The following is a 22,503-nucleotide window of genomic DNA, read 5'->3' on the forward strand; positions in this document are numbered from 1 at the left end:
GCGATAACAATACATCGAACTGGATAGATATACACATCCAGTAATTGCTCATACAGGGTCGGATTACTCACAGCCCGTGCGCGCACTCGCATTGCGGCGGCCCACCGGCCACATACCTCATGCGGACGCTGCGAGCGCGGCGGTGATGGAACCGGCCCAGGCGCGCACGGCATCCAGATCCAGGAAGTCGCCTTCGGAGGCACCGCCCATGCGAGCAATCGAACGTTCACGCAGGGACAGATCCGCGGGGTTAAAGCGGCCGGCGAAGGTCACATGGTCCTTAGTGTCGATTGACAGCAGCACCGGACCGATGCGGTGCGGGTCGGAGATCTTGCCCTTGGGCAGTCCGGACAGTCCCACCGAAAAGGCCCAAACCGGACGTGAACGCAACTGTTCACGGAAACGCTCGGTGAAGTCGATGGCCTGCGGCGTCCAGCGCGTCATGTAAACGGCGCTCCCCAGCACGAAGGCGTCATAACCAGCAATGTCGGCGACGTCCTCGGGACGGGCCTGATCGACGTCGTGCCCGGCGGCGCGCAGCTCCTGCGCGATGACCGCTCCGACCTCGTCGGTGGAGCCGTGTCGGGAGGATGAGGTGAGCAGGATTCTCATGGCGCCAGTATCACCGGCTGTAGCCGGTTTCGGCAGCCGGTCAGGCCTCCTGGGAGGCAAGCGTGACCACCTCCACAATCAGGCACGCAGTTCGGCCCCCAGACGCTTGGCGGCGCGCTTGACCACGCGCTTACGCACCGCAGCGGTCTCCGCGGCGGTCAGCGTGCGGTCGGCGGCGCGCAGGCGCAGGGAGAAGGCCAGCGACTTGCGTCCCTCCCCCAGCTGCGGGCCGCGGAAGACGTCGAATAGCCGTACTTCCTCGGCCAGGTCCCCGGCGGCCTCACACACCACCTGCTCAACCGCAGCCGCGGGGACGGACTCGTCAACGACGAGGGCGACATCCTCCTTGGCAGCCGGGAAGGTGGACACGGGGCGCACCTGGAGGACGCCGGCATCGGCGACGGCCGCCAGCAGCGGCTCCAAGTCGATCTCGACGGCGCAGGCGCGCGGCGGCAGCCCAAAGCTGCGGGCCACGCGCGGATGCAGTTCGCCGGCGTAGGCGATCAGGACTCCGGGCACCAACTCGCGGCCCTGCCGGATCGCGGGCAGCCGTACCTCGGCGGTGCGGCCCGGGTGCCAGGGGGCGTAGGGCGTCTGCGGGGTGCCGACCTCGACGTCCACACCGAGCGCGGCCGCCACGGTACGCGCCATCTGAATGGCGTCTGCCCAGTCCCGGGGGCGGGCGGCGCCCAGTACTCCGGCGCGCTCCCGGTCTCCGGCCAGCACGATGCCCACATGCGTGGGCTGGGTCGGGATGCCGGCGTTCAGCGCCGCGATCTCGGCGTCGGAGGGGCGACGATCCACCCCGGGGATCGGAGCCGGCACGGTGCCTGCCGGGTGGGTGACGGAGCCGATCTCGAAAACCGCGACATCGTCCAGGCCCCGGGAGACATTGCGGCGGGCAACCTCCAACAGGGAGTCCAGCACACTGGTGCGCAGCAGCGGGGCGTCATCGGCGAGCGGGTTCGCCAGGCGCACCGCCGCTCGGCGCGGATCGTCGGCGGGCAGCTCGAGCCTGTCGTGCACGTCACCGATGAACGGGTAGGACAGCACCTGGGTGAACCCGGCATCGACCAGAGCGCGCACGACGTCACGCCGGGCCCGCTGCCGGACGGTCAGGCCCGTGCCCGCCGGCGCCACCGGCATGATAGAGGCGATGTTGTCGTATCCGTCCAGCCGGGCGATCTCCTCGGCGAAGTGGGCGGCGCCCACCAGGTCCGGCCGCCAGGTGGGCGGGGTGACCGCAAGCAGTTCCCCGCCATCGGCAGTGGTGCCGGCTGGCTGGACCGTACAGCCGATGGCGCGCAACAGCTCGGTGACGCGGGCGGTGCCGTAGGCGACGCCGGTCAGGCGCTGCGCGGCGTCGGCGCGAATGGTCAGCGGCGCCGGCGCGACCGTTCGGTTGACGTCGGTGGCGACGGCATCCGCCGTGCCGCCACCGTAGCGGACCAGCAGGTCGACGGCGCGCTGCGCGGCCACGGGCGCCAACTCGGTGTCCACGCCGCGCTCGTTGCGTTTGGAGGACTCGGTGGACAGCTTGTGGCGGCGGGCGGAGCGAGCGATAGACACGGCGTCGAAGTGGGCGGCCTCAATGAGCACGTCGGTGGTCTCGGCATCTATCTCCGTCTCGGCGCCGCCGAAGACGCCCGCCAGCACCAGGGCGCGCGAGCCCTCTCCGGCCGGGGAGTCGCAAATTAGCAGGTCCTCACCGTCCAGGGTGCGGGTGACCTCATCAAGGAAGGTGAGGGTCTCCCCCGCTCGGGCGCGGCGCACCACGATCGGGGCTGCCAGCTTGTTCAGATCGAAGGCGTGCAGGGGTTGGCCCAGGTCCAGCATCACGTAATTGGTCACGTCCACGGCCAGGCTGATCGGGCGCATTCCGGCGGCGCTCAGGCGGTCCTGCATCCACTTCGGGGAGGCGGCACCGGGGTTGATGCCGCGCACCACCCGGGCCACGTAGCGGTCCACGCCGGGGCGCCCGTGAATGGGGGCGGTGTCCTCGGCGAAGCGGACGGGGAAGCCGTCTTCACCGGCGGGGGCGACCCCCTGCGGGAAGAGTTCGGGGTTGCCGCCGTCGGCAGGGTCGGTGAAGGAGGCACCGGTGGCGTGGGAGTACTCGCGGGCGACGCCGCGCATGGAGAAGCAGTAGCCGCGGTCCGGAGTGATGTTGATCTCCAGGACCTCCTCCCCCAGACCGAGCAGGCCGATCGCGTCGGTGCCCGGGGTCGGAATGGCCTCACCATCCCGACCCCGGGCCGCCAGCCAGCGCTCGAGCACGATGATGCCGGAGTGGTCGTTGCCAATGCCGAGCTCGCGCTCGGAGCAGATCATGCCGTCGGAGATGTGCCCATATGTCTTGCGGGCGGCGATGGCGAAGTCGCCGGGCAGGACCGCGCCGGGCAAGGACACCACCACGTGGTCGCCGGCCTCGAAGTTATGGGCGCCGCAGACGATGCCGCGGCTGGGCAGCTCGGAGGGCTCCTTGCCGGTGCCGGGGGCGTCGTTGTACTGACCGACGTCGACGCGGCAGTAGTTGATGGTCTTGCCGTTCTTCTGCTCCTCGGCCTCCCGCGTCAGCACCCGGCCGACGACGAGGGGGCCGGTTACGGCGGGGGGAACGATGCGCTCCTCCTCCAGGCCGACCTTGACGAGGTCGGCGGCCAGTTCGGCCGCGGTTGCGCCAACAGGAACGTCGACGTGCTCGCGCAGCCACTCGATCGGGACGTAAGGCATGTCAGTTTCCCCTTCCGGTGGTGCCGAACTGCTGAGAGAAGCGGATGTCCCCCTCGACAATGTCGTACATGTCTGCGATGCCGTGGCGCAGCATGAGGGTGCGCTCCAGGCCCATGCCGAAGGCGAAGCCGGTGTAGACCTCCGGGTCGACGCCGCAGGCGCGCAGCACATTGGGGTTGACCATGCCGCAGCCGCACCACTCGATCCAGCCGGCCCCGCCCTTCTTCTGCGGGAACCACAGATCCATCTCCGCGCTGGGCTCGGTGAAGGGGAAGAATGAGGGACGCAGGCGGGTACGTGCCTCGGGGCCGAACATGACACGGGCAACGTGGTCCAGCGTGCCCTTTAGATGTGCCATTGTCAGGCCCTTGTCCACCGCCAGGCCCTCGACCTGGTGGAAGACCGGGGTGTGGGTCTGGTCGAGCTCATCAGAGCGGAACACCTTGCCTGGGCAGGCCACGTAGATCGGCGGGGCCTGCTCCAGCATCACGTGCGCCTGCACGGGCGAGGTGTGGGTGCGCAGCACCAGGTTCGCCGTGGCCCCGGGAGCTCCGCCCACGGAGGCGCCGTCGATGTAGAAGGTGTCCTGCATCTGGCGGGCGGGGTGGTCGGCATCGAAGTTGAGGGCATCGAAGTCGAACCACTCGTGCTCGACCTCCGGGCCCTCGGCGATGGACCAGCCCATGGCGGTGAACAAGTCGGAGACCTCGTCGACCAGAACATCCAGGGGGTGGCGGGCACCGGCGGGAGTGCGGTCGGTTGGGACGGTAACGTCGACTGCCTCGGTGGCCAGCATCGTCGCCTCGGCCTCGGCCTCGAGCACCTGCTGGCGCTCAGCCAGGGCAGCGGAGATGCGGCCACGAGCGCCGCCGAGCAGCTTGCCGGCGGCGGCCTTGGCGTCACGGTCGGGCAGCCGGCCGATCTCCCGATTGGCCAGGGCCAGCGCGGAGGCGTCGCCAGCGTAGGTCAGGCGCACCTCCTTCAGCTCGGCCAGGTCGCCGGCGGCGGCGATAGCGGTCAGGGCCTGTTCGACCAGGTTATTGACGCCGGCCTCGTCCGTTGGCGAGAGGGCGCCGGGGGCGTCAGTCATATGCGGTTGCCTTCCACCAGTTGAGTCGGGTTCTCTCCGGGGTCAGATTAGTCCGCGTCGCGCGAGCGCCCGAAATCGTCTCAGATGCGCGCCTGGGGCGTATCCCGCCCGTGGGCGGTGCGCAACGTGTTATGCGGACACGTACGCGGGCGGGTCTTGACGGTGACGTTACGTCACCTGTTGGGATGTGTGCATGCGCATCAAGGAGATGGCCGATCTGGCCGGCACCACCCCACGGGCGGTGCGTCACTATCACCGCTTGGGGCTGCTGCCGGTGCCACCGACGGTGCGCGGGCGGCGGGAATACGGCGTGGCGCACCTGGCCCGGCTCATGCGGATCCGTTGGCTGGCCGACGGCGGGCTACCCCTGGCGCAGATCGCCGAGGTACTCGCGCAGGATCCGGGCGGCGCCGACCGCGAGGCGGTGCTGCACAACCTGCGAGCCACCCGCGGCACGGTTATCGCACGTCGCCGCGAGCTGCAGGCGCAGGAGGCCCGCATCGACGAGCTGATCGCCCGGGTCCAGGACGGTGAGGGACTCGAGCCCATCCCCCAGCTGCTGGTGCGCTTCTACGACGCCGTGCAGGAACGGCTTGAGGAGGAGGGACTCAATGCCCGCGGGCTGCGGGCCGAGCGGCAGGTGGTGACGGCACTGGCCGCCCTGGGACTGGTCCCCGAGAGCATCGGCGCCTTCCTGGCCGAGCTGGATGGCGCCGAGTGGGAGGCGGGTGTGCGCATCTACACCCAGATCGCCCGCCTGGAGCAGCTGCGCGGAGAGGACGCCCGCACCGCGGCCCTCGACCTGGCCGAGGAGACCTGGGAGTACACCCTCCGGCACCGCCGTACGGCGCTGGCCGCATTCGCCGACTTTCCGACCGGGTCGCCGGGGCGCACCACCTGGCGACTGACCCAGATGATCACCAACGCCTACACCGGACCGGCACAGCACCTGTACCTCGATCGCTTCCTGGAACTGCTCATGGCGGACCCGGAGTTCGCCGTCGTCATTCGGCGTCTGGCCGGTGACGAGCCCGCGTTGTAAGCAGCTTCTGCTCCAAACCGTCCCTGATCCCGATTCCATTTACCGCACCCCCATGAAAGGACACCACTGATGACACCACACGAAGACAGTGGCCGCGCCGGCGTCGGGGCCACAAATCCGACCGGCACCGACGCTCCGATCCAGGTGCAGGGCCTGGTTAAGCGCTTCGGGCGCTTCACCGCCCTGGACGGGCTGGACCTGGAGGTCGCCGCCGGTCAGGTGCACGGCTTCCTCGGCCCGAACGGGGCGGGAAAGTCCACAACCATCCGCACCCTGCTCGGCCTGTACCACCCCGACGGCGGCAGGGTGCGCGTGCTGGGGCGCGACCCGCGGCGCGAGGCGCCTCGAATCAACCGGGAGGTGTCATACGTGGCCGGGGATGTGGCACTGTGGCCGAATCTGACCGGTGGACAGGCGCTCGACGCCCTGGCGGGTCTGCGCGGCAGGCGGGACCGCGCCCGGGAGGAGGAGTTGATCGAGCGCTTCGCCCTGGACCCGAGCAAGAAGGTGCGCACCTACTCCAAGGGCAACCGGCAGAAGGTGGCGCTGGTGGCGGCGCTGGCCGCACCTACCAGCCTGCTGATTCTCGATGAGCCGACCAGTGGCCTGGACCCGCTGATGGAGCAGGTCTTCATGGATGAGGTGACCCGGGCCGCGGCCCAGGGGCGCACCGTGCTGTTGTCCAGTCACATCTTCGCCGAGGTGCAGCGCCTGTGCAGCGCCGTGACGATCATCAAGGACGGGCGTGTGGTGGAGCAGGGCGACCTGACCCGGCTGCAGCAGCTGGCCCGTACCCAGATCGAGGTCGGCGGCAACGCGGATCTGCTGCGCGGCATAGCCGCGTCGCTGCCGCAGCTGGAGGACGATCTGTCTGTGGAGGACGGCCGCCTGAGTGTGCAGGTGGGTTCCGCCCGGGTTCCCCAGGTACTGGCCGCCGTCGCCGCGCAGGGAGCCACCGACGTGATCTGCCGGCCGGCGAGCCTGGAGGACCTGTTCCTGCGTCACTACGAGGAGGTGCGCGGATGAGCGCCCACGACCAGCTGCGCGGTCTGGGCCGCGCGCTGAGGCTGACCGCCCGGAGGCTGCGCATTCAGGCGCTCGCCTGGATCCTGCCCCTATGGCTGGGCATGGCGTCCTTCGCGCCGGCCTACCAGGACGCCTACTTTTCCGAAGCCGGTGGCGCCGGTGGTGCGGGCGGCAATGCCGTGGTCGAGGCGCTGCGGGCCTCCCCGGGCACGCGCCTGCTGTACGGCGAGCTACCCGACCCGGGCACCATCGGCCAGCTGGTGCAGTGGGAGGGAGGCACCTACCTGCTGGTGTGCACCGCGCTGATGACAGTGCTGCTGACCTGCCGCCTGTTGCGCGCGGATGAGGACGAGGGCCTGACCGAGCTGTTGCGGGACACTGGCACCGGTAGGTGGGTGCCCTTCCTCGCCCCGGTACTGGTGATCTGGGCGGCGATCGGCGTCCTGGCCGTCTTGGTGGGCGGCACACTCGCGGCCGAGGCCACGCAGATCGAGGGGCTCACCGCACCGGGCGCCTGGGCAATGGCAGGAGTGACCGCGATCGTCGGCTGGGGTTTCGCGGGGCTGGCCGCCGTGGTCTGCCAGTTGGCGCGCAGCGCCGCCGGCGCCCGGCCCCTGGCACTGGCATGCGTCGGGGTTACCTTTATGCTGCGGGTGGCGGCCGATGAATCCGGTGTCGCCTGGTTGCGGTGGCTCACCCCGTTGGGCTGGCGCGACCTGGTCGCCCCCTACACCGACAACAACCCCCTACCACTGGCCATATGCACCGCAATATGCGGGGCACTAGCGGCAATAGCCGGAACCCTGTACGCCCACCGGGAGTATGCCGACGGCTACCTGCCCGACCGAGCCACCAGCACGCGCCGCTGGCGAATCCACGGCTACGCCGACCTACTCGCGCGCCTATCCACACGCACAACCCTGGCATGGACCGCGGCAATTGCCTGCTTCTCCGCACTATTCGGCTCTATGACCGAGGGCATCCTGGACATGATGCGGGACGCTCGCATCGCCGAATACGTGGACATGCTGGTACAGGCCGGCGCCGACATGATGGAACAGTTCATGTCGTTGATGACCGTGCTGTTGGTGCTGCTGATCGCGGTGGCGGCGACTGGGCAGGCGGGCCGCCTCGCCGCCGATGAGGACGCCGGACTGGTGGAGGCCGAGGTTGCCGTCGGGGTGCCGCGCCGGCGTCTGTTCCTGATGCAGGCGGCCTCGGCGGCGGCGGTGGGGACGATTCTGCTGGTGCTGTGCGGTGCCGTGCTGGCCGCAGTCACCGCCACGCAGGTCACCGCGGATCATGCCGTGGAGCGGGCCTTCGTGTTCACGGTCAGCCAACTGCCCGGAGTGCTGGCGGCGATCGGCATCGCCCTGGCGGTGGTCGGCGTGGCGCCGCAACGTTTTGGCGTCGTATGGGCGGTGATCGCCTGGAGCGCCTTCGCCAGGCTGCTGGGCGGCATGATGGACCTGCCGACCTGGGCGCAGGACCTGAGCGTGCTGGGCCACTACCTCGACGTCGTCGGCAACCCGGACTGGGGGCCGCTGGCGGTGCAGACCGCCATCGGAGCGGTCGGCGCCGCCGTCGGCCTGGTGGCCTACCGACGCCGCAACCTGAGTGGAGCCGGCTGAATCGAGGGCCACGCCCGTACCGCCGCCCCTGCCTGGCGATTGACAGCGACGCAGGGTCGCTTGCTGGGATGTGGGCATGCGCGTCAAGGAGATGGCCGACCTCGCCGGGACCACCACGCGGGCGGTGCGTCATTACCATCGGCTCGGGCTGCTTCCGGTCCCGCCGTCTGCGGGAGGGCGGCGGGACTACGGCGTCGAGCATCTGGCCCGGCTCCTGCGTATCCGTTGGCTGGCGGACCGGGGCATGTCCTTGAGCCGAGTCGCTCAGATTCTCGCCGCGGACGAGCAGGGCACTGACCGTGACGCGGTACTGCGGGACCTGCGGGCGGCGCGCAAAAGTGTCGAGGAGCGGCAGCGGCTGCTGCGCGAACAGGCCGATCGCGTCGATGAACTCATCGCCCGGGTCGCCGACGGCGGCGGTCTTTCGCCGCTGCCCACAGTGCTCACCCACTTCTATGATGACGTGGCCGCCCGGATGGGTGACCTGGAGCCCTCGGTCCGGGACCGGGCGTTGAAGGTCCTGGCCGGGGAACGACGACTCATGATGGCGCTGGCCGCGCGCGGAATGATTCCCGCCAGCGCGAGTCGCTTCGTTGCGGAACTCGACGCCGCCGAGCGAGACGTGTGCGCCCGGCAGATATGCGCCTTCGCCGAGTTGGAGCAGACGGGCGAGGCGGGTGCAGCACAGCTGGCGCAGGAGTCGTGGGCGCTGGCGCTACGACACAGGGGGAACTCGCTGGCCGTCCTGAACGACCTTCCCGCGGGCGCCCTTGGACGCCCCCTGTGGGACCTGATCGGGGTCCTCTCGACCGTAAGCTATCCGCTTCGAGTCCACCGGGTCTTCACCAGCGAGCTGCTCGACCTGATGCTGGCCGATCCCGACTTCGCGGCGGCGATCCACCGATCGGCCGGCGGGAGGCGACTCGTACTGTGACGCCTCTCCCCGCCGACTCCCCCGCCCCGACTTCCGCCGTGACGACGCTGTGGCGACTGTGGCCGTGCCTGGTTCTGCTGTGGCGGCGCCTGCGGTGGCAGGTACTGGCCTGGTGCCTGCCCCTGTGGCTGCTAGCGGCCGTGACGCCCCCGGCATATGAACGTGTGTATCCATCGCTACGGACCCGGGAGCTACTCGTCAGCAGCATGCGCGACACGCCAGGTACGCGCCTGCTGTACGGGGTCCTGCCGCTACCGGGACGTATCGGGCAGTTGGTGCAGTGGGAGACCGGCGCCTACCTGTTGTTCTGCATCAGCCTCATGGCGGTGTTGTTGACCTGTCGGACAATGCGTGCCGATGAGGAGGAGGGCATGTCCGCAGTGCTCCGCGGCACAGGCGTCGGCCGCTGGGTTCCCTTCATGGCGCCGGTTCTCGCGTGCTGCGGTGCGGTCGGCGCGGTCTCGCTCGGCGTCGGCGTGGTTCTGACCGGTTCAACCACTCAAGTGGCGGAGCTGACGCTTCCCGGCGCCTGGGCGCTGGCGGGTGCGGCCGCGGTGACGGGCTGGGCCTTCACCGGCCTTGCGGCCCTGGCGTGTCAGTTGTGTCGACAGGCGCGTCAGGCGCGAGGCCTCGCCCTGTGCGCATTGGGTGTTGCCTTCGTGCTGCGGGTGGCGGCCGATGAGTTCGGTGCCGCCTGGCTGCGATGGACCACGCCGCTGGGCTGGCGCGACCTGGTCGCCCCCTACACCGACGACAACCCCGCCCCGCTGGCCGTGTGCAGTGGGATAACCGTCGCCCTGGTGGCGGTGGCCGGAGCGCTATACACGCACCGGGAGTATGCCGCCGGCTACCTTCCCGACCACTCAACCAACGGGCGCCGCTGGCGGATCCGCGGCTACGCCGACCTACTCACGCGCCTTTCCACACGTTCAACCCTGGCATGGGCCGCTGCAATTGCCTGCTTCTCCGCACTGTTCGGCGCTATGGCGGGCGACCTCACTCGCCTGTTGGAGCCGGGCTCGGAGACCAGTGCGTACATAGAGAAGATGGCCGACGGCGGTCCGGTCGAGCAGTACCTGTCATTGCTGACGATCATCACCGTGCTGCTCGTGGCCGTGGCCGCAGTGCAGCCAATCAATGCCCTCGTCTCTAAGGAGCGGACCGGCCTGGTCGAGCTCAAGGCCTCCGTCGGTTTGTCACGCGTCCGACTGTTGGGACTGCGGGGCGGTGCAGCCGCAGTTCGGGCCACCGGGCTGTTGGCGCTCTCGGGGGGAGTGCTTGCCGCCGCGACGGGTTCCCGGCTCACCGAGGATCATGCCGTGGAGCGGGCCTTCGTATTCACCGTCAGCCAGCTGCCCGGAGTGCTGGCGGCGATCGGCATCGCCCTGGCGGTGGTCGGCGTGGCGCCGCGACGCTTCGGGGTCGTGTGGGCGGTGATCGCCTGGAGCGTGTTTGTCCGTTTCTTCGGCGGACTGGTGGAGTTGCCGACCTGGGCGCAGGACCTGAGCGTCCTCGGACACCACCTCGACGTCGTCGGCGACCCCGACTGGGCACCACTGGCGGTGCAGGCGGCCATCGGCGTTGTCGGCGCCGCCGCCGGCCTGGCCTTCTACCGAGGCCGCGATTTGTCAGGTTCCTGATCGGCGTCTTGACCGACAGAACGACCGCGTTTTGACCGATAGATCACCTGCGTTTTGACCGATATACACCTCGCACAAAGTCGCCGATCGGCACCGCCACGCCGTCACTGTTTACTGAAGCACAGTGAGTCCGGTCAGGTGACATGCGGCCGCGACGAGGGCTCCGCCTGCCATGCCGAGTTGCCTACGCACTATACCGATCACCACATCACCGAGTTGAGCGAGCGCGGCAACAGCCAAGACGAGCTGAGTCAGCGGATACACGGGCGTCAACCAGACGACGCACGCAACCACCACGCCGAGCGGCACCGCCCTGGCCGCATACATCGCCGGATAGAAGCGATCAGCGTCGCCGCCTGTGCCGCTCGGCGCCAGCAGCCCCGGGCGGAGCAACGCCGCCGCAGCAGCAATCACCGATGCGGCTGCCATGACGGAGTTGAGAAGTGCCAACCACCACGGCATGTCAACCACCCAGATCGTTCAGTACTGAATGATTCAATAGAGTATCATCTTCCCATGAAGACGACAGGGGTCGGCAACGCAGAGGACGTCGGTGAAGCGATCCTGTCCGCCGCATGTTTTCGACTGGGCATGCTCGGCGCGCGGGTCACCCGGGACTTCTCCGAGCGGATTGCACCGTCGGGCTTGACCCACAAGCAAGTGGGCCTGCTGGCCGTCGTCGACGCCGGGCTGGCATCCTCGCAGCGCGACATCGCGGCCCGACTGCACGTCGCACCGAGCCTGGTGGTGACGTTGGTGGACCAACTAGTGGATCTGGGAGCCGTGCGCAAGACCCGCAGCCGCAACGATCGCAGGGCTCACAAGATCGAAGTCACCCCCGAGGGGCGGCAGCTGCTCGCTAGCGCCGTTGTGGCGGCCGAAGCGCTGGACGCCGGCATCCGCAGCATCCTCTCTCCCGCCGGGCGGGCCGCCCTGAGCACGCTGTTGACGGAGCTCGACATGCACCAGAACCGGAATCAGTAGCGCGCCCCACAGGATTCGGTCGCCGTCACGGGAGGCAACCCGCATTGGATTGTCGCGTAGACGATCTGTGCTACGCTTGCTACGGAGTGACGGTCATGACTACGATTCCACACCGCGAACTACGGAACGACAGCGCCGCAATCCTCCGCCGAGTGGAGGCCGGCGAGAGTTTCGCGATCACCAACAACGGACGTCCCGTAGCCGAGCTTGTGCCCATCACCCAGGACCGCCTCGCTCTACTGCGTCGGCAAGGAGCTACGCGTCCAGCGGTCCCCACAGACTTCAACGCCTTAAACCGCGCGCGAGGACTCAGCTCAAAAGATATACTGGACGACCTGCGCGGCGAGCAATGACCATTTGCTACCTGGATACCTCCGCAGCACTCAAGCTTCTCATCGAGGAAGCCGAGTCGGATCCTTTAGCCACCTGGCTGACCGAGCAGACCGCGAACGGCTTGTCTCTGTGCTCCTCCTTCTTGCTGCACACAGAGCTGTACTGCGCCGCTCGACGACGCCGACAGCTCGATATGCAGTCAACCGCATCATTACTGTCGGGGATCGAACTCATTGACATCTCGCGGGAGCATCTGCTCAACGCAGCGCGAGACACGGCGGGGCTGCGTGCGGCAGACGCGATCCACCTCACAGTTGCCCTGAACGTACGCTCCGACCTGCTCCTCACTTACGACCGGGAAATGCAACAAGCTGCGCTGCAACGAGGGCTGACGGTGACCGCCCCCAGATGATTGATTCCCAGGGCACCGTCGAGGTTCGCCCGGAAGTGCGCACCCACTTGGAGCGCCTTATACGCGTTCTCAGACGGTCCAAGTAGAAGTACGCGGTCCAACTGCACAAAGGCGGTCAGCGCATGCGACGACCGGCTTGAGTCACAAGTACGCAGGTCGGCCCGCAGCAACTCATGGCTGCTGCGGGCCGGCCTGCGTGTGTGCGTGGCGGGTCGAGCGATCAGCGCTCGACCTCTCCCCGGATGAAGGCCTCGGTGGAGTCCATGGCCTCCTCGTCGGGGCGCTGCTGCGGCGGTGACTTCATGAAGAAGGATGACGGGGACAGCAGCGGTCCGCCGATGCCGCGGTCCAGGCCGATCTTCGCCGCCCGGATGGCGTCGATGACCACGCCGGCGGAGTTCGGGGAGTCCCAGACCTCGAGCTTGTACTCCAGGCTGACGGGGGCGCCGCCGAAGTTGCGGCCCTCCAGACGCACGAAGGCGAACTTGCGGTCGTCCAGCCAACCGACGTAGTCGGAGGGGCCGACATGAATGTCCTTGTCGGCGAACCGCGTGGCGACATTGGAGGTGACCGCCTGGGTCTTAGAGATCTTCTTCGACATCAGTCGCTCGCGCTCCAACATATTCTTGAAGTCCATGTTGCCGCCGACGTTGAGCTGGTAGGTGCGGTCGATGGTGATGCCGCGCTCCTCGAAGAGTCTGGCGAGCACCCGGTGGGTGATGGTGGCGCCGATCTGGGACTTGATGTCATCACCGATGATAGGCAGGCCGGCGTCGGCGAATTTCTGCGCCCAGGCCGGATCGGAGGCGATGAATACCGGCAGGCAGTTGACGAAGGCGCAGCCGGCGTCGACGGCGCACTGGGCGTAGTAACGGTCGGCCTCCTCCGAGCCGACCGGCAGGTAGGAGACGACGACGTCAACACGGGCGTCCTTTAGCGCCTGGACCACATCGACCGGAGGCTCGGAGGATTCTTGAACAGTTTCGCGGTAGTACTTGCCGAAGCCGTCGAGGGTGACGCCGCGCTGCACCCTCACGCCGGTGGTGGCGACGTCGGCGATCTTGATGGTGTTGTTCTCTGAGGCGTTGATGGCATCGGCCAGATCGAGGCCGACCTTGGCGGCATCAACGTCGAAGGCGGCCACGAAGTCAATGTCCGAGACGTGGTAGTCGCCGAACTGGACGTGCATCAGGCCGCCCACCGTGTCCGTCGGCTCGGCATCGGCGTAATGGGTGACGCCCTGTACCAGCGACTACGCGCAGTTGCCCACGCCGACGATGGCGACACGCATCTTGCTCATCTGTTCTCCTAATCGGCCCGCAGCGACCGTTCGAGGATATGACGCGCGCGATCCTAGCGATCCGCCCCGCTCAGAGCATGTCACGCCCGTGAATTAGCGGCATTCAGCGAATGCCGCAACCCGGCGTCCGCTTGGCGCACCCTAGTCCGCGGCTCGTCGCCAATGTTGGTCTTGCACTCGAACGGAAGATTCAGTATAGTGACTGAACACGTTCAGTGAACGCGTTCTAGATGTGCCGAGTCTAAGGAGGATTGATGCCCACGCGCGCCGAAGCACGCGATGCCACCAGAGTTCGGGTCCTGGCAAGTTCGCGCAGACTGTTCGAGAAGAAAGGTTTCAACGCTACGACCATCAGGGACATCGCGGCGGACGCCGGCGTCAGTGTGGGAACCGTCATGTACGTCGGAGACAAAAGCAGCCTGCTGGTGGCATGCTTCGACGAACGCATCGAGGCGCTGCACACCAGCCGCCCTCCGGCCAGCCGCACCCAAGTCCGAGCCGAAGGCGGAGGCGACGGCACCGAGGCGCTCCTCGGCGTCCTCCTCCCTTTTATCGAACTGTTCGGCCGCAACCCCGACCTCGCCCGGTCCTACGGAGCGGTACTCATATCCGGTGCTCACGGTTCGAGGGTCTTCGACGAGCTGCGTGAGGACTTGATCAACGAACTCCAGGACGTCTTCGTCACGATCACAGGCTGTTCGACGACGGCCGCAAAACAGCGCGCCACAACTACATACCTGGCCTACCTGGGCGCGCTCCTCGAATGGGCGTCCACACCGGGAGCCGAGACGTCCAGGCTGACCGACAGAGTTCGCAATGCGGTCGGTCCGCTCCTGACGGCCTCCGATGAGAAGAGGTGACAATGATACTGCTCCCCCACTTCCCATGGCTGATTGTCCTGCTAGCAGTTGTGTTGCTGGGTGACGCCATCCTGTCACTGAGACCGCCCGCATTCATCCGCGACTGTCTCACCGGGGTGGGGTTTCCGCGACAGTGGTGGTGGACTCTTATAGTCGTCAAGGTCTTGGCGGCCGTCGGCCTGTTTATCGGTTTGCGCGTGCCGGGAGTCGCGCTCGCCGCCAGCACAGGCGTGATCTGTTACTTCCTGTGCGCCGTCGTCGCCCACGTCAGGGCAGGGTTCATGGGCCGCGAGCTGTGGATCAACTGCCTGGGCATGCTGGCCCTGGCGCTTACCACAGCGTCAGTCTCCTTCACGGGATAGAGGATCGGCTTCCCGACGCTCCGCCCATGCACCAATCTCCCGTCCCTCAATGGCCGCGGCGATCAACTCGGGGAAGGCGTCCGGTGTGCATCCGAACGCCGGCACTCCGAGCCCGGCCAGCTCGGCTGCGGCCGACCGGTTGTACGAGGGCACGCCGTCGTCGCTCAATGTGAGCAGCGCGATCATCGTGGCGCCGTCGGCCCGGATCTGCCGCACCTGATCGATCATGCGCTCGGGGCGGGCGTCGTACAGGTCGCTGATGAGAATGACGACGGCGTCGGGGGGCCTGGTGATGGAGCGACGGCAGTGCTCGAGGGCCGGGGCCGTGTCGGTGCCGCCGCCGAGTTGGGTGCCGAAGATCACGTCGACCGGGTCGGCGAGCATGGATGTGAGATCGACGATGTCGGTGCTGTAGGCCACCAGACTCGTACGCAGCGAATGAATCGAGGCCATGACGCACGCCATGATCGAGGCGTAGACGATCGAGGATGCCATCGACCCCGACTGGTCTAGGCAGATGGCGAACTCGCGTTGGACGCCGCGGTGCCGGCGCCCGTAGCCGACGAGCCGTTCGGGCACGATGGTGCGCTGCTCGGGCAGGTAGTTCTTGAGGTTGGCGGCGATGGTGCGGCCCCAGTCGATGTCGCTCGGGCGCGGCCGCGCGGTGCGGTTGGCCCGGTCGAGGGCGCCGCGGACCGACTGGCGCATGGTGTTGGCAAGACGTTCGGTCACCTGCTCGACCACCGTGTTCACTACTTGGCGGGCCGTCTGCTTCGACTCCTCGGGGATCACCGACGACAGCTGTACCAGAGCTGACACCAGGTGCACGTCGGGTTCGAGGGTCTCGAGTATCTCCGGCTGGGTCAGCATTGCCGCCAGACCGAATCGCTCGATGGCGTCGTTCTGCATGACCTGAACCACCCGACTGGGGAAATAGCGCCGAATGTCCCCCAGCCAGGCCGCCACGGACGGCGCCGAGGCGTCCAGCCCACCGCGCCGTGAAGTCCTCTTCCGGCCGGCCCGCTGCTCGCCGTCGTCACCGGTGTCGTAGAGGCGTGCCAGCGCGCGGTCCATGGCCTGCTGCTCCACGGTAAGCACGCTGCGACCCGTCCTATCCGCATCATCCGTGCCGAGCATGAGTCTCCAGCGCTGTTCGGTGGTGACCGGTCCGGGGCCGGTCTGCTGATCGCCCGTCACCGGTGCCACGCTCATCGTCCGCCTCCCAGGATTGCGCCGACCGTTTCCAGAACCGGGCCGGCGTGTTGCAAGTCCTCTGTCGCCTCGACGGCCTGCGTCTGCGGATCGCCCAGGCGCACCACCTGTCCGGCCAGCATCCGGCGCTCGGCCGTGGACCACGCGCCGAAGGCCCGCCGCAGCGCCGGCAGGACGCGGCAGAAGGCCTCGTCGGGGATGCCGGTGGCCCATTCGTTGATGACGGTGAGGAGCTGGCGGTCCTCGAGCAGGAGCAGGGCGCTGCCGGCGAGGAAGCCCTCGATCCAGTGGGCCTGGCGCTCCGGTTCGGCCCCCGGTGACAGTGCCCTGCCCAGGCGACGGGCCGCCTCGTCGGCGGTGAGACTGCCGCCGTCGAGCAGGAGACGCACGATGCGCCCGGACAGCAGGCCGGGAAGGGCCCTCAGGGCCAGCAGGGAGCGCAGCGTGTCCAGCCACAGCCGGCCGGACCACTCGTCGAGCAGGGCGACGACGCCCTGCACGTCGTCGATGGCCCGGCGCAGGGCCGAGGCGGCGTCCTCGCTCGTGCCTGAGGCCGCCGCCGGCAGGCCGGCACAGGCGCGCGTCAGCACGGTCGTGGCGACGGAGCTCAGCGCGTGCGTGTCGGTGCCGCGCACGTCGCCGTAGCGCATGCCCCTGGCCAGGGCGGGGATCGACTGCAGCAGGTGCAGGACATCTGGTTCTCCGGCGGCGCGCTCGTCGAGGGTGGCCAGCAGCTCGGGCAGCACCTCGCCGAGGTCTGCGAGTAGGGCCTGCTCGACGGCGGCGGTCACCTCGGGAAGCGTCGAGGTCCGGGTGAGCAGGGCGCTGCCCGCTGCCGATGCCACGGTGTTGCCGAAGGCCGCGGCCTCGATGACGGCCACGGAGAACTCGGGGTCCCACAGCAGTTCCCAGGCCTCCTTGAAGGTGCCGGTGCCGCGGGCGCGGCCCTGCTTGCCCCAGTCGATGCCGAGGATGGCGAGGCGCCGCAGCAGCTGGGACTTCGCCAGGTCATTCGGCTTGCGCAGGTCGAGAGTGATGGTCCGCTTCGTGGCGCTCATGGTCAGGCGCAGGCTGCGGGCGGTGGCCCGCAGGTCCGCGTCCAGGGGCACCATGGGTACACCCGACGGCACCTCGCCGAGCGCCTGGCCGACGACCACCTCGCGGGTCACCAGATCCGCTTGGACGCTGCTGCCGGCGCACAGCACCGACCAGGTGGCCTCGCTCATCTCGCCGAGCCCAGGCTGAGGGCGCCCGCGCAGGGCGGCGAGGGCCTCGGCGAGGCGGGAGGCCTCGATGACGTGGGCCGAGGAGACGGGCAAGTCGTGCTCGCGCATCGACCTGGCCACCAGGGTGAACCAACGCGCGACGGGCTCGTCAGGGGCGGTGAACAGGTGGTGGTACCAGCCCGGGGAGTCGATGCCCGCCCCGTAGCCGCTGGCGGTGGCGAGTCGGCCATGTGTCCAGGGCACCCAGGTGAGGGCGGTCTTCACCTTGGGAAGGCCCTTGAGCAGGGCGTTGTCGGCCTTGACGGTGGGAGCCGGGCCGGTCAGGGCCGGCGCGTGCCAGGCCCCGCAGACCACGGCGACCCGTTCGTGGCCGCGCCGCCTGGCGGCCCTGAGCACCTTGCGCATGTGGGCCTCGCGGCGCAGGGTGCGCGGATCGGTCTCGGGGGCGGCCTCGCGCAGCAGTCCGATGGCCCCGGTGAGGTCGTCGAAGGGGTCCCCCTCGCTGCGCAGTTCCACCGCGTCCTCCCACCAGACCTCTGGGTCGTCATAGCCAGCGATCCGCGCCAGCTCGCCGATGGGGTCGGTGCGGTGGCCGGCCTGCGGGTCCCCCTCGGGCGCCTCCCCGGCCAGTGCTTCGGCGTCGCCGTTGGGCCGGACGGCCTCGGTGCCCTCCTCGCCCGCCGGGTCCTGCCGGCCGGTGGCGGCGAGTGTCATGGCGGCGGGCAGGTCCATGAAGTGGGTCTCGGCGCCGTGCCGGGCGGCCCAGCCCAGCGCCTGCCACTCCGGTGAGAACACGGCCATCGGCCAGAACGCGGCATTGGCGGGACGGTCGGTCTGCCAGGCAAGCAGCGCCACGGGCGGCCTCATGGCGGGGTCGGCGACCCATTCGATGAGCTTGTCCGCGTCGGCGGGACCCTCGATGAGCACGCAGTCCGGAGCGTAGACGTCGAGCGCGGCCGCGAGAGCGCGGGCCGATCCGGGCCCGTGGTGGCGCACCCCGAAGACCCGCACCGGCGGGAGCGCCGCGACCTCGGCGCTGCTCACTCGTCCACCTCACGGCAGGCGCGGTAGAAGTCGGTCCAGTCGGACCGCTCGCGCACCACGGTCTCGAGGTATTCGGTCCAGATAGCCCGGTCCGACACCGGGTCGGAGACGACGGCGCCGAGGATGCCGGCGGCCACGTCCCTGGGGCGCAGCACGCCGTCGCCGAAGTGGGCGCTCATGGCCAGCCCGTTCGTCACCACCGAGATGGCCTCGGCGGTGGACAGCGTGCCTGAGGGGCTCTTGAGGCTCGTCGCGCCGTCCTCGGTGGCGCCCTGGCGCAGTTCTCGGAACACGGTGACGACGCGGCGGATCTCGTCGACCGCCTGGTCGGCGGGCGGCAGCTGGAGGGCCGAGCCGAGGTCCCGGACGCGGCGGGTGACGATCTGCACTTCCTCCTCGGCGGAGGCGGGTAGCGGGAGCACCACGGTGTTGAAGCGGCGGCGCAGGGCCGAGGACAGGTCGTTGACGCCCCGGTCGCGGTCGTTGGCGGTGGCTATGAGGTTGAAGCCGCCGCGGGCCTGCACCTCGCTGCCGAGCTCGGACACGGGCAGGGTCTTCTCGCTGAGCACGGTGATGAGGGCGTCCTGGACGTCGGAGGGCATGCGGGTGAGTTCCTCGATACGGGCGATGCGGCCCGAGCCCATGGCCTCCATGACGGGTGAGGGCACGAGTGCGGCCTGCGAGGGGCCCTCGGCGATGAGCCGGGCGTAGTTCCAGCCGTAGCGGACGGCCTCCTCGGCGGTGCCGGCGGTGCCCTGCACGAGCAGCGTCGAGCTGCCGCTGATGGCGGCGGCGAGGTGTTCACTCACCCACGACTTGGCGGTGCCGGGCACGCCGAGGAGCAGCAGGGCGCGGTCAGTGGCCAGGGTGGCGACGGCGATCTCGGCGAGCCGCCGGTTGCCCACGTACTTGGGCGTGATGACGGTGCCGTCGCCCAGCGTGCCGCCCATGAGATAGGTGACGACGGCCCAGGGCGAGAGCCGCCAGTTGACGGGTCTCGGCCGGTCGTCCACGGCGGCCAGGGCGGCCAGCTCGCCGGCGTAGCGCTGCTCGGCGTGGGGGCGCAGCAGGGTGATCTGGTCGTTCATGGGGTCTCCTCGTCGATGATCCGGATGAGTTGTTGGCGTCCGCGCAGATGGCTCAGCCCCTGCTCGATGCTCCGGGTGTCCTGCTTGGCCGTGACTGGGACGGCCTCGAGCAGGGACAGGGCCTCGGGAATCAGCTCCGCCGGGGCGCCCTGTGCCATGACCGTGCACAGCTCGAACAGCTTGAACGACAGCCCCCGGCGGGCAGTGCACCAGGCGATGGCCTCGGCGAGCCGGCGCAACAGCGCCCGGGACAGTGGCCGGGGCCAGAAGCGCCCGCCAAACTCGACCAGGGCGGGCGTGTCGAACAGTTCCAGGATCACCTGCTCACGCCGGCCCGCGTCGAGGACGTCGAGGAGTCTGCTGGGCTCGGGGTGGGCCCTGAGAAGGGCCTCGGCCAGTTCCGCGTCATGGTGTTTTCGGGCCGAGCCCTTGAGCGTGTCCCGGAACGCCTCGCTGATGTCGGCACCCTCGAGGAGCACGTGGGCGGACGCGAGGTCGGTGGTGGACAGGCCGATGAGCCCCGGCAGGCGGCGGGACGGGACGCGACTCACCGCCAGCTGCAGCCGCGTGACCGGCATCGGCGTGCCGAAGTCATGCTTCCAGTCGTAGCCGTCGCGGATGAGCTCGTCGGTCAACTCGATCGGCGTGCAGGCGATCACGGGGGGATCGGGCGGGCCCGCGCTAACCGCCAGGTAGGTCCTGACGAGTTCCTCGGCCTGCCGGACCATCCTCGAGCCCTCGATCGAGCCCAGGAGACGGGCCGCGGCCGCCCGGACGGCCACGTGCTTGTCGTCGAGGAGGGCCTCGAGGTGGGGCTCATCGTCGGGGCCGAGCCCCACCTCCACCCTGCTCACGATCCAGGAGCGCATCTTCGGCTCCTCCCCAAGCCAGGTGCCGTCGTCGAGCAGGGCCCAGGCGGCCGCGGGATCATCGCGGCGCACCTGCTCGAGGTAGTTGCCCCGCTGGTGGGAGGTGCCCTCGAGCCACAACGCGCGGTCCCGCCGCGGGTCCTCGTCCCTGCCGGGGGTGTCGGTGTCGAACAGGGCCCGGGCCCTGTCGTCCATGACCACGTGGGCGTGGTGGGTTCCGGGGAAGAAGTCCAGCACGTGCAGCAGCAGATCGTCGGGCAGGGTCCAGCCCTGGGCGCCGACCAGGTTCAGGGCCTCGGAGAACAGCGGGCGCTGTGCCGGGTCGTCGAACAGGCGGCGGAGCACTGCCGCCAGGCGCGGTGGCACGGGTTCGCGGGGGCGGGGCGGGAGATGGAGCGGCCGGGTTTGCGGGGAGTCGATCCGGGCGCGGTGCGCGACCGCGTAGGCCGCGGCCGCGTCGAGTGCCAGGTCTGCGGCCGTGGCCGAGTCCTCGGCAAGGGCCGACCGCACCTCGGGTTCGAGGCCGTCGGTGGTGAGGGGCCGGGTGCCCAGCCCCACCGTCGCGCACCTCACCAGTTCACCGAAGCCGTTCACAGCGACCTCACCCGCCCACCGTCGAGGACGCTCAGCGCCCGCAGCCCCTCGGTGGAGAGCTCGCCGAATGCGACGAGTTCGTCGCGGCCCGCCGTCAGGGCGAGCCTGCGCAGGCCGGCGAGGCCGCCGATCAGCGGCAGCGCCCCGTCGTCGTCGCCCAGGGCGTAGCCGCCCGAGTCGTCGACGGCCAGGTGTCCGGCGACGAGCACCGGGTGGTTCTCGGCCCACGGGTCGAGGGCCACCGCGTCCCGCCATGCCGTGCGCGCCGCGGCGGTGCCGACCGGCTGGGGCTGCCAGGACAGCGGCTGGGGCTCGCGCTGTGCCGAGAGGGCGCAGCGCAGCTGGCCGCGGCCCGGGTAGGGGTGGGCGCTGGCGTCCACCTGCTGGCCGGGGAGCAGGTCGGCCGGAAGCCCCACGTGGTTCGCCGCGAAGGACAGCTGGAGCGCCCAGCGGCCGGTCCGCCGGCCGAGCAGCCATACGCTGCGCGCGACGACCCGACCCTCGCGGCTGTCGCGCATGCCCAGGACGGCCCAGGTGTCCTCGATGCCGGGGCCTGCGAGGACGTCCTCGGCGTGCACCGGCACGCCGAGGTGGGAGCGGACTGTGTCCACGACGTCCTCGGGCAGTTCGGCGCGGCGCTGCCAGGCCCTGGTCAGCAGCCGCATCATGCCGAACCCCTCGACGACTGCCGCGGGCCAGCCGGGGGTGGCATCGCTGACGTCGGCGAGCGCGGTGAGCCGGGTGGCCATGCCGGGGGCCTGGGCGTCGACCATCCGAGCGGCCATGTCGCGCAGCTCATCGCCACGACGCCCGCCGGCCCTGGCCAGCCCCTCGTGCAGCTGGTCACCCAGCCAGCGGTCGAGATCGGCGAGCCCGTCGGTGATGCGCTGCTCGCGGCGGGCGGCCCGCGCCTCGGCGTCGGCCCTCTGCTCGGCGGAGCGTTCGCCCCTGGGGGTCCTGGCGGCCGCCTTCGCGGCACGGTCGGCCCGGCGCCTGCGCCACTCCTCGGCGAAATCGGCGGGCTCGGCCTGCCCGACCTCACCCTGGCCCCACAGGTGGAGCAGGGCGACGGCGTGCTTGCAGGGGAACTTGCGGCTCGGGCAGGAGCACTTGTAGGCGGGGCCAGACAGGTCGACACACACCTGGTAGGGCTTCTTGCCCGATCCCTGGCACAGGCCCCACAGCAGGGCATCGGAGACCCCGAGCCCGGGCCACCGATCCGGCACGGCCAGCTTGAGACCCGCCCTGGCCGTCTGGGCGTCTGGCGCCTGGGCGTCGACGCGCTCGGAGTCCCAACGTCGAGTATCCGGTGAGGTCATGACATCACCATAGTGGAGGTCTCGGACAAGTATCGGACCTAGTCCGTGGCGCTGCGACGAAGCGCTCCGTTCAACGGCCTTTGAAGTACCTTAAGCAGCGCGACTCTTCCGGTTTGTGGATGTGGTGGTGGCCGGCCTGTCGCGAGGTGAGGAACCCGGTGAGCCTGCCGGTTCACCGGGCCGGACTTGGCT

The 22,503-nt window shown here is 69.4% G+C and carries 20 protein-coding genes; 10 read left to right on the plus strand and 10 right to left on the minus strand.

Going from position 1 to position 22,503, the window contains the following annotated elements; genetic code table 11:
• Window positions 1-117: 117 nt before the first annotated feature.
• The 3 genes from CWT10_RS09585 to pheS form a co-directional block, all read right to left on the minus strand.
• The gene (locus tag CWT10_RS09585) at window positions 118-612 is read right to left on the minus strand and encodes a flavodoxin domain-containing protein (protein ID WP_103061854.1); all 495 of its coding nucleotides are present in this window, start codon (window positions 610-612) and stop codon (window positions 118-120) included.
• A 78-nt stretch (window positions 613-690) separates the two neighbouring features.
• Entirely contained in the window at window positions 691-3,345 is a 2,655-nt protein-coding gene (gene pheT / locus CWT10_RS09590; protein WP_103061853.1) for a phenylalanine--tRNA ligase subunit beta, read from the minus strand.
• Window position 3,346: 1 nt separating this feature from the next.
• Window positions 3,347-4,435 carry a phenylalanine--tRNA ligase subunit alpha gene (gene pheS, locus CWT10_RS09595; protein ID WP_103061852.1) on the minus strand — a complete coding sequence of 363 codons (1,089 nt, stop codon included), beginning with the start codon at window positions 4,433-4,435 and terminating at the stop codon, window positions 3,347-3,349.
• 193 nt (window positions 4,436-4,628) lie between these two features.
• On the opposite strand from pheS, the gene CWT10_RS09600 reads away from it, so the two are divergent.
• The 5 genes from CWT10_RS09600 (at window position 4,629) to CWT10_RS09620 (ending at window position 10,708) form a co-directional block, all read left to right on the plus strand.
• Window positions 4,629-5,477 carry a MerR family transcriptional regulator gene (locus tag CWT10_RS09600; protein WP_103061851.1) on the plus strand — a complete coding sequence of 283 codons (849 nt, stop codon included), beginning with the start codon at window positions 4,629-4,631 and terminating at the stop codon, window positions 5,475-5,477.
• Between the two features lie 69 nt (window positions 5,478-5,546).
• Complete coding sequence (locus CWT10_RS09605; RefSeq protein ID WP_103061850.1) at window positions 5,547-6,503, plus strand: ABC transporter ATP-binding protein; 957 nt, start codon at window positions 5,547-5,549, stop codon at window positions 6,501-6,503.
• Window positions 6,500-8,134 (plus strand): ABC transporter permease, encoded by a 1,635-nt coding sequence (locus CWT10_RS09610; RefSeq protein WP_103061849.1) that lies wholly within the window; start codon window positions 6,500-6,502, stop codon window positions 8,132-8,134. The genes CWT10_RS09605 and CWT10_RS09610 overlap by 4 nt, the downstream gene beginning before the upstream one ends.
• A gap of 76 nt (window positions 8,135-8,210) precedes the next feature.
• Window positions 8,211-9,068: a MerR family transcriptional regulator gene (locus CWT10_RS09615; protein WP_103061848.1), complete on the plus strand. Its 858-nt coding sequence runs from the start codon at window positions 8,211-8,213 to the stop codon at window positions 9,066-9,068.
• Window positions 9,065-10,708, plus strand: a complete 1,644-nt coding sequence (locus CWT10_RS09620) for an ABC transporter permease (RefSeq protein ID WP_233187994.1) — start codon at window positions 9,065-9,067, stop codon at window positions 10,706-10,708. The genes CWT10_RS09615 and CWT10_RS09620 overlap by 4 nt, the downstream gene beginning before the upstream one ends.
• 111 nt (window positions 10,709-10,819) lie before the next feature.
• Here CWT10_RS09620 and CWT10_RS09625 read toward each other — a convergent pair whose 3' ends face one another.
• On the minus strand, window positions 10,820-11,137 hold the full coding sequence (locus CWT10_RS09625) for a hypothetical protein (RefSeq protein ID WP_332881173.1): 318 nt from the start codon (window positions 11,135-11,137) through the stop codon (window positions 10,820-10,822).
• 87 nt (window positions 11,138-11,224) lie between these two features.
• Here CWT10_RS09625 and CWT10_RS09630 point away from each other — a divergent pair, with 87 nt between their 5' ends.
• The 3 genes from CWT10_RS09630 to CWT10_RS09640 all read left to right on the plus strand — a co-directional run bounded on the left by CWT10_RS09630 (window position 11,225) and on the right by CWT10_RS09640 (window position 12,437).
• Window positions 11,225-11,692 carry a MarR family winged helix-turn-helix transcriptional regulator gene (locus tag CWT10_RS09630; protein ID WP_103061847.1) on the plus strand — a complete coding sequence of 156 codons (468 nt, stop codon included), beginning with the start codon at window positions 11,225-11,227 and terminating at the stop codon, window positions 11,690-11,692.
• A gap of 95 nt (window positions 11,693-11,787) precedes the next feature.
• Window positions 11,788-12,045 (plus strand): type II toxin-antitoxin system Phd/YefM family antitoxin, encoded by a 258-nt coding sequence (locus CWT10_RS17775; RefSeq protein ID WP_174721957.1) that lies wholly within the window; start codon window positions 11,788-11,790, stop codon window positions 12,043-12,045.
• On the plus strand, window positions 12,042-12,437 hold the full coding sequence (locus CWT10_RS09640; RefSeq protein WP_103061845.1) for a type II toxin-antitoxin system VapC family toxin: 396 nt from the start codon (window positions 12,042-12,044) through the stop codon (window positions 12,435-12,437). Before CWT10_RS17775 ends, CWT10_RS09640 begins: the two co-directional genes overlap by 4 nt.
• A 220-nt stretch (window positions 12,438-12,657) precedes the next feature.
• On the opposite strand, the gene CWT10_RS09645 is transcribed toward CWT10_RS09640, so the two are convergent.
• Complete coding sequence (locus CWT10_RS09645; protein ID WP_233187993.1) at window positions 12,658-13,626, minus strand: inositol-3-phosphate synthase; 969 nt, start codon at window positions 13,624-13,626, stop codon at window positions 12,658-12,660.
• 365 nt (window positions 13,627-13,991) lie between these two features.
• Here CWT10_RS09645 and CWT10_RS09650 point away from each other — a divergent pair, with 365 nt between their 5' ends.
• A complete protein-coding gene (locus CWT10_RS09650; protein ID WP_103061844.1) occupies window positions 13,992-14,597 on the plus strand; it encodes a TetR/AcrR family transcriptional regulator in 606 nt (201 codons plus the stop codon).
• 2 nt (window positions 14,598-14,599) lie between these two features.
• Window positions 14,600-14,959: a DoxX family protein gene (locus tag CWT10_RS09655; RefSeq protein WP_103061843.1), complete on the plus strand. Its 360-nt coding sequence runs from the start codon at window positions 14,600-14,602 to the stop codon at window positions 14,957-14,959.
• On the opposite strand, the gene CWT10_RS09660 is transcribed toward CWT10_RS09655, so the two are convergent.
• The 5 genes from CWT10_RS09660 to CWT10_RS09680 are packed head-to-tail and all read right to left on the minus strand — an operon-like array spanning window position 14,939 to window position 22,311.
• On the minus strand, window positions 14,939-16,171 hold the full coding sequence (locus CWT10_RS09660; RefSeq protein WP_103061842.1) for a VWA domain-containing protein: 1,233 nt from the start codon (window positions 16,169-16,171) through the stop codon (window positions 14,939-14,941). The two genes, CWT10_RS09655 and CWT10_RS09660, sit on opposite strands and share 21 nt — an antisense overlap.
• Window positions 16,168-18,441, minus strand: a complete 2,274-nt coding sequence (locus CWT10_RS09665) for a DUF5682 family protein (protein WP_103061841.1) — start codon at window positions 18,439-18,441, stop codon at window positions 16,168-16,170. The genes CWT10_RS09660 and CWT10_RS09665 overlap by 4 nt, the downstream gene beginning before the upstream one ends.
• Entirely contained in the window at window positions 18,438-19,529 is a 1,092-nt protein-coding gene (locus CWT10_RS09670) for an ATP-binding protein (protein ID WP_103061840.1), read from the minus strand. Before CWT10_RS09670 ends, CWT10_RS09665 begins: the two co-directional genes overlap by 4 nt.
• Window positions 19,526-20,992 (minus strand): DUF5691 domain-containing protein, encoded by a 1,467-nt coding sequence (locus CWT10_RS09675; protein WP_103061839.1) that lies wholly within the window; start codon window positions 20,990-20,992, stop codon window positions 19,526-19,528. Before CWT10_RS09675 ends, CWT10_RS09670 begins: the two co-directional genes overlap by 4 nt.
• Window positions 20,989-22,311, minus strand: coding sequence for an SWIM zinc finger family protein (locus CWT10_RS09680; RefSeq protein WP_103061838.1), 1,323 nt, complete (start codon window positions 22,309-22,311; stop codon window positions 20,989-20,991). Before CWT10_RS09680 ends, CWT10_RS09675 begins: the two co-directional genes overlap by 4 nt.
• Window positions 22,312-22,503 lie beyond the last annotated feature (192 nt).

It is taken from the genome of Actinomyces qiguomingii, assembly GCF_004102025.1.
Taxonomy (GTDB): Bacteria; Actinomycetota; Actinomycetes; order Actinomycetales; family Actinomycetaceae; genus Actinomyces; species Actinomyces qiguomingii.

Coding starts and splice junctions, on each gene's coding strand:
- CWT10_RS09585 (WP_103061854.1), bottom strand. CDS start 612: ATGAGAATCCTGCTCACCTCATCCTCCCGACACGGCTCCACCGACGAG.
- pheT (WP_103061853.1), bottom strand. CDS start 3,345: ATGCCTTACGTCCCGATCGAGTGGCTGCGCGAGCACGTCGACGTTCCT.
- pheS (WP_103061852.1), bottom strand. CDS start 4,435: ATGACTGACGCCCCCGGCGCCCTCTCGCCAACGGACGAGGCCGGCGTC.
- CWT10_RS09600 (WP_103061851.1), top strand. CDS start 4,629: ATGCGCATCAAGGAGATGGCCGATCTGGCCGGCACCACCCCACGGGCG.
- CWT10_RS09605 (WP_103061850.1), top strand. CDS start 5,547: ATGACACCACACGAAGACAGTGGCCGCGCCGGCGTCGGGGCCACAAAT.
- CWT10_RS09610 (WP_103061849.1), top strand. CDS start 6,500: ATGAGCGCCCACGACCAGCTGCGCGGTCTGGGCCGCGCGCTGAGGCTG.
- CWT10_RS09615 (WP_103061848.1), top strand. CDS start 8,211: ATGCGCGTCAAGGAGATGGCCGACCTCGCCGGGACCACCACGCGGGCG.
- CWT10_RS09625 (WP_332881173.1), bottom strand. CDS start 11,137: ATGGCAGCCGCATCGGTGATTGCTGCTGCGGCGGCGTTGCTCCGCCCG.
- CWT10_RS09630 (WP_103061847.1), top strand. CDS start 11,225: ATGAAGACGACAGGGGTCGGCAACGCAGAGGACGTCGGTGAAGCGATC.
- CWT10_RS17775 (WP_174721957.1), top strand. CDS start 11,788: ATGACTACGATTCCACACCGCGAACTACGGAACGACAGCGCCGCAATC.
- CWT10_RS09640 (WP_103061845.1), top strand. CDS start 12,042: ATGACCATTTGCTACCTGGATACCTCCGCAGCACTCAAGCTTCTCATC.
- CWT10_RS09645 (WP_233187993.1), bottom strand. CDS start 13,626: ATGCACGTCCAGTTCGGCGACTACCACGTCTCGGACATTGACTTCGTG.
- CWT10_RS09650 (WP_103061844.1), top strand. CDS start 13,992: ATGCCCACGCGCGCCGAAGCACGCGATGCCACCAGAGTTCGGGTCCTG.
- CWT10_RS09655 (WP_103061843.1), top strand. CDS start 14,600: ATGATACTGCTCCCCCACTTCCCATGGCTGATTGTCCTGCTAGCAGTT.
- CWT10_RS09660 (WP_103061842.1), bottom strand. CDS start 16,171: ATGAGCGTGGCACCGGTGACGGGCGATCAGCAGACCGGCCCCGGACCG.
- CWT10_RS09670 (WP_103061840.1), bottom strand. CDS start 19,529: ATGAACGACCAGATCACCCTGCTGCGCCCCCACGCCGAGCAGCGCTAC.
- CWT10_RS09680 (WP_103061838.1), bottom strand. CDS start 22,311: ATGACCTCACCGGATACTCGACGTTGGGACTCCGAGCGCGTCGACGCC.